Here is a 5,072-nt window from a genome sequence, read left to right as displayed (position 1 = left end):
GCGCCTGCGCCCGGCCCGCCGAGAGCTCCAGCTCGCGCGCGACCTCCTCGTCGGGCCCGGCGGCGGCGGCGCAGGCCAGGTGCCAGGCCCGCCGGTCCGGGTCGGCGATCCGGCTCGTCACCGCGGCCAGGGCCACGTGGGCCGCTCGGCGCTCCGCCCCGCCGGCCGACCGGTACACGGCCGAGCGCGCCAGGGGGTGGCAGAAGGTCACGCGCTCGTCGAAGGCGAGCAGCCCGTCCGTCGCGTCGACCGCGGAGATCGCGATCCCCAGCCGTTCGCAGGCGCGCTGCAGGAGCAGCGGGTCACCGACCGGCTCGGCGGCGGCCACGAGCAGCAGCCGGCGCGCATCGTCGGGCAGGGCCCGCAGCCGACGGATGTAGCTCCGCTCGATCCGGTTGGGGAGGTCGCGGGCGTCCGGCATGCCGAACCCCCCGGCCAACTGCGTCGAGGTCAACCCCCGGGGCAGCTCCAGCAGCGCGAGCGGGTTTCCCCGTGCCTCCGCGAGGATCCTCTCGCGAACCGGCCTGTCCAGGGTGAACCGGACGGTCGAGTCCAGCAGCGCACGGGCGTCGTCGTCGCGCAGACCGCGAACCTCCAGGTCGGGCAGGCGCCGGAGCTCCTCGCCGGGTTCCCGCGCCGCGAACACGAGCCCCACCGGCTCGGCCAACAACCGGCGGGCGACGAACGCGAGCGTCAGCGCCGAGGTCCGGTCCAGCCACTGCGCGTCGTCGACGACGCACAGCAACGGACGCTGCTCGGCCACCTCGGAAACCAGGCTGAGCACGGCGAGAGCGACCAGGAAGCGCTCCGGCGCGGGTCCCGAGGCCACCCCGAAGACGATCCGGAGCGCATCGCGCTGCGGGACCGGCAGCTGGTCGAGGCGGTCGAGCAGCGGAGCGCACAGCTGGTGCAGGCTCGCGAAGGCCAGCTCCATCTCGGACTCGACCCCCACCGCCCGCACGACGGTCAGGTCCGACGCCGACGCGGCCAGGTGCTCCAGCAGCGCCGTCTTCCCGATGCCGGCCTCGCCCCGCAGGACGAGCGACCGGCTCTCGCCCCGGCGGATGTCCTCGATCACACCGTCCAGCAGGGCGCACTCGTCGGTCCGCCCGAGCAGGCTCATCCGCGCCCCGTCCCGCAACCGACTCTCCGGCCAGCGCGAGGTGAGCCTCCCAGGATCGACACCGGGTGGCTAGTGGCCGCCCCCGCGATCACGGGCGGGACGGACCAGGGTGTCGGCACGCGTCGGCACGGGCGCGAGGGATCGGACGCGCCGAGCAGGGTCGGTGGCGCCACCAACCGCGTCACCCAACCCCGTCCTCGGCCCCGAGAGGAGCTCCCCATGAGCTCACCGTCCCTGCCCCTGCCGGTCCCCGAAGGCCCCGGTTCCGCGTCCGGCGCGCCCGGCCTCGACGCCGGGTTCACCGACACGTTCACCAGCCGGTACGTCGATACCGGCGACGTGCGCCTGCACGCCGTCGTCGGGGGCGAGGGCCCGCCGCTGCTGCTGATCCACGGCTGGCCGCAGACCTGGTACGCGTGGCGGTCGCTGATGCCCGCCCTGGCGAGGGACTTCGAGGTCGTCGCGGTCGACCAGCGCGGCCGGGGGCTGTCCGACAAGCCCGCCGGCGGGTACGACACCGCGACCCTCGCCGGCGACATGGTCGCGCTGATGGCGGGCCTGGGCCACGAGCGGTTCGCCGTCGTCGGCCACGACACGGGGTTCGCGATCGGCTACGCGCTGGCGGCCGACCACCCGGAGCGCATCGACCGGGCGGTCCTCGCCGAGATCCCGGGATCGCCGGGGGCGGCGCCCTCACCGCCGGTGTTCGTCCCCGGTCCGATCAACGACCGCCTCTGGCACCTGCCGTTCAACCGGCTGGAGAAGATCAACGAACAGCTCGTCGAGGGGCGGGAGCGCATCTTCTTCGGCTGGGAGTTCGACGCGGCCGCCACGGCGCTGCCGCCCGAGGTGATCGATTACTACGTCGGTCTGCTGTCCGATCCCGACTCGCTGCGCGCCAGCTTCGGCTTCTACCGGGCGCTGGACGCGACCATCGCCCAGGACGGGCGGCGGACGGCCCAGCGCCTGCGGATGCCGGTCCTGGCGATCGGCGGAGCGGCGAGCTTCGGGGCGCACGTCGCGGAGGCGGTCGAGCTCGTCGCGGACGACGTGCAGGGCGTCGTCATCCCCGGGGCCGGCCACTTCGTCGCCGAGGAGGCTCCCGAGGAGATGCTGGCAGCGCTGACGGCGTTCCTGGCCCCGTACCGCGACGGCGCGGTCGCAGGACACGACCGCAGACCGCACGCGGCCGCGGCCTCGCCCGGCTGAACCGGCCGCGAGGAGGTGGGCCCCGCCCCGGCCGCTGGGCCCACTTCCCACGACGTCCCGGTCATCGGCCCGTCAGCGCTTGACGGTGTAGTGCACGTGCAGCACCCGGTCGCCCCGCACCACCCGGTCCGGGTCGTGGAGCAGCACCGTGCCGACGTGACCGCCGAAGAAGCGCACCCCTTCGCCCAAAACCACCGGGGCGATGTCCATCGCGATCTCGTCGACCAGCCCGGCGGCGAACGCCTGCCCGCCGACGTCGCCCGCCGTCACGCAGACGAGGCCGTCGCCCGCCAGCTCCGCGGCGAGCGCGATGCCCGCCTCGACGGAGTCGGCGGTGTGGAACGGCGCGTCCGGGTGGTCGGCGGGCCACTGCGGGGGCAGCGGCCGGTGGGTGACCACGACCAGGTGGCTCCCGGCGCCCGGCTTCCCGTCCCAGCCGTTGGTGGTGTCGAAGAGGTGCCGGCCGATCACCGTGACGTCGACGGCGTCCCAGAAGGGCTGGACGTGGGCGGCGGAGGCGCGGGAGACGTGGAACGTCCAGCCGCTGGCCGCGGCGGTGAGTTCCGTGTCGCCGTTGCCGTACCACTCGAACAGCGGCCCGACCGAGTCGTCGGGGCGGGCGATGTAGCCGTCCACTGAGACGACCGCCTGCATGACGACCCTGGCCATGTGTCCTCCTCGGTGACTAGCGATCATGCTTGCCGAGCCAGTCGACGTAGTCCCTCACAGCGCGCTCGACGTCGTACTCCGGCCGGAAGCCGGTGTCCTCCCGCAGCCGGGTGATGTCGAGGTGGTTGTCGGCGGGCCGGTCGGGGTTGCGCCCGTCGGGCAGGGTGATGTCCGCGCCCGGGACCGCGGCGTTGATCGCGGCGACGACCTCGGCGTAGGGCACCAGCCGTCCGCTGGAGACGTTGTAGGTGCGGTGGTCCAGCCGCTCCGCGAGCATGAGCAGCGCGATGGCCCGGCCGCAGTCCTTGACGTAGCAGAGGTCGGTGGCGTCCCCGGCGTACGCCGGCGGGCGGGGTGGGACGAGGTCCGGGTCCTCACCGCGGACCGCCGCGCTGAGCAGCCGGGGGAGCGCGAAGAACGGGTTGTCCGGCAGGCCGAGCGGCCCCCAGATGGTGCCGATCCGCAGGTTCAGCGCGGTGAACCCGGCGCTCCGGCCGGCCAGCGCGGTGAACAGCTCCGCGGTCTTCTTGAACACCGGGATCTGGTGCGGCGCCACCACCGGCAGCGCGGCGTCCTCGCGCCACGGGGCCTCGTCGACCCCCGCGTACACGGCGATGCTGCTGGCCACCGCGAACCGCCGCACGCCCCACACCGTCGCCGCGTTCAGCGCGGCGAGCAGGCCGAGGGTGTCGGCGCGGAGGTACTCGACGGGGTCGGGGAGGTCGTGCGGCGCTGCCGCGAGGTGCACGATGCCGGTGATCTCGTGGCGCCGCCCGATGTCGAGGAAGGCCGCCTCGTCCCGGGTGTCCAGCGGCTCGACGACGACCCGGCCCGCCGGCCCGCCGGCGAGGTGCTCGGGCAGGGCGGTGGACCGGTGGGCGGTGAGCACGACGGACTCGCCCAGGTCGAGCAGGGCCCGTGCGGTGTGCGATCCGATCGAACCCAGGCCGCCGGTGATCAGGATCATCGGTGCCCGGCCGTCGGTGCGGGGAGCTGCATGAGCGCGACGCTAGGCCGGCGCCACGGGCCGCTCTTGTACGAAACGGCCGTCCCGGGGCCGCAGCATGGGCGCGTAGGACGCGGCGTGGTCGTGCCCGCAGGTGCACGCCGCGCCGTACTGCGCGAACAGCTCGCCGGGGGTGGCGCCGGCGAGCCGGCGGCACTCGTGGCTGAGGTGCGCCTGGTCGTGGTAGCCGACCTCGGCGGCCCACCCCGCCAGGTCGGCCCGCGAGCCGCCCCGCTCGACCGAGGCCTGGATGCGGGCGACGAAGCCCTGGAACCGCAGGACGCGGTGCAGCTCCTTGGGCCCGACGCCGACCGCGGCCCGGCAGCGGCGGCGCAGCTGGCGTTCGGAGATCGACAGCAGCCCTGGCAGGGCCGCGGTCCCGCCGCGGTGCCACGGCATCAGGTTCCGCACGGCCTCGTCCACCAGCGGGTCCGGTTCGCCCGCGGCCCGCGCGACGAACGACTGGAGCCGGTCCAGCGCCAGCCGCGGGGTCGCGGCGTCGCCGAGGAGGTCGGTGAGGCGGGCGAGGTCGCGCCAGACGTCGGTGCCCGCCACGTCCTGGTCGACCAGCTCGTCGGCCGGCATCCCGACCAGGCCGCCGAGCACGCCCGGGCGCAGCCGCACCCCGACGACCGTGCCCCCGGCCGGGATCTCCCGGTACGTCGACGCGGTCAGCGGCCCGAGCAGTCGGGGCGCCTCGCCGAGCACGCAGCGCACCTCGGCGCCGCCGTGCGGCACGTACCGCTGCTCGACGGGCCGCTCGCCCACCCGCTGGATCCAGACTGACGTCGCCAACGCGGCCAGCGCGGGCGCCGGCGCGCGTTCCACGTAGGACGACTCCCCGGCCACCCCACCATCATGCCGCTCCTCAGATCGGCTGCGGGTCGCCGCTGACGTCGTCACGGTGCAGCACTCCCACCCCGCCGGTGCGACGGTCGGCGGCGACGCTCTCGATCGCCGCGAGCCGGTCGGTCCCCGCGGCGTAGCCGACGGCACGCGCCTGCGCGAGGGCGGCGGCCGCGGCGGCGGTGGCCGCGGCCGTCTCGCCGCGGGCGAGGTGCAGCT

General features: G+C 75.2%; 6 protein-coding genes. 1 reads left to right on the top strand and 5 read right to left on the bottom strand.

All coding sequences use genetic code 11. The annotated features are described in order from the left end of the window. Window positions 1–1,123, bottom strand: a 1,123-nt coding sequence (locus KIK08_RS37230) for an AAA family ATPase (protein WP_214408017.1), incomplete at its 3' end; no start/stop codon positions are given. 219 nt (window positions 1,124–1,342) lie between these two features. On the opposite strand from KIK08_RS37230, the gene KIK08_RS37225 reads away from it, so the two are divergent. Beyond that, entirely contained in the window at window positions 1,343–2,332 is a 990-nt protein-coding gene (locus tag KIK08_RS37225) for an alpha/beta fold hydrolase (protein WP_214408016.1), read from the top strand. A 72-nt stretch (window positions 2,333–2,404) separates the two neighbouring features. Here the strand turns inward: KIK08_RS37225 and KIK08_RS37220 are convergent, their stop codons facing one another. From KIK08_RS37220 to KIK08_RS37205, 4 genes are all read right to left on the bottom strand, one after another. Continuing rightward, window positions 2,405–3,001 carry a dihydrofolate reductase family protein gene (locus tag KIK08_RS37220; protein ID WP_214408015.1) on the bottom strand — a complete coding sequence of 199 codons (597 nt, stop codon included), beginning with the start codon at window positions 2,999–3,001 and terminating at the stop codon, window positions 2,405–2,407. Between the two features lie 16 nt (window positions 3,002–3,017). Further along, a complete protein-coding gene (locus KIK08_RS37215; RefSeq protein WP_214408014.1) occupies window positions 3,018–3,968 on the bottom strand; it encodes an NAD-dependent epimerase/dehydratase family protein in 951 nt (316 codons plus the stop codon). A 42-nt stretch (window positions 3,969–4,010) separates the two neighbouring features. Then, window positions 4,011–4,856, bottom strand: a complete 846-nt coding sequence (locus tag KIK08_RS37210) for a helix-turn-helix domain-containing protein (RefSeq protein ID WP_214408013.1) — start codon at window positions 4,854–4,856, stop codon at window positions 4,011–4,013. A 19-nt stretch (window positions 4,857–4,875) separates the two neighbouring features. Continuing rightward, the coding region (locus tag KIK08_RS37205; protein WP_214408012.1) for a hypothetical protein at window positions 4,876–5,072 on the bottom strand (197 nt) is incomplete at its 5' end.

The sequence above is a fragment of the Pseudonocardia lacus genome, from assembly GCF_018531445.1.
Taxonomy (GTDB): domain Bacteria; phylum Actinomycetota; class Actinomycetes; order Mycobacteriales; family Pseudonocardiaceae; genus Pseudonocardia; species Pseudonocardia lacus.
Note: the sequence above shows the minus strand (reverse complement) of the source record. Positions and strands in the feature narration are given on the sequence as shown.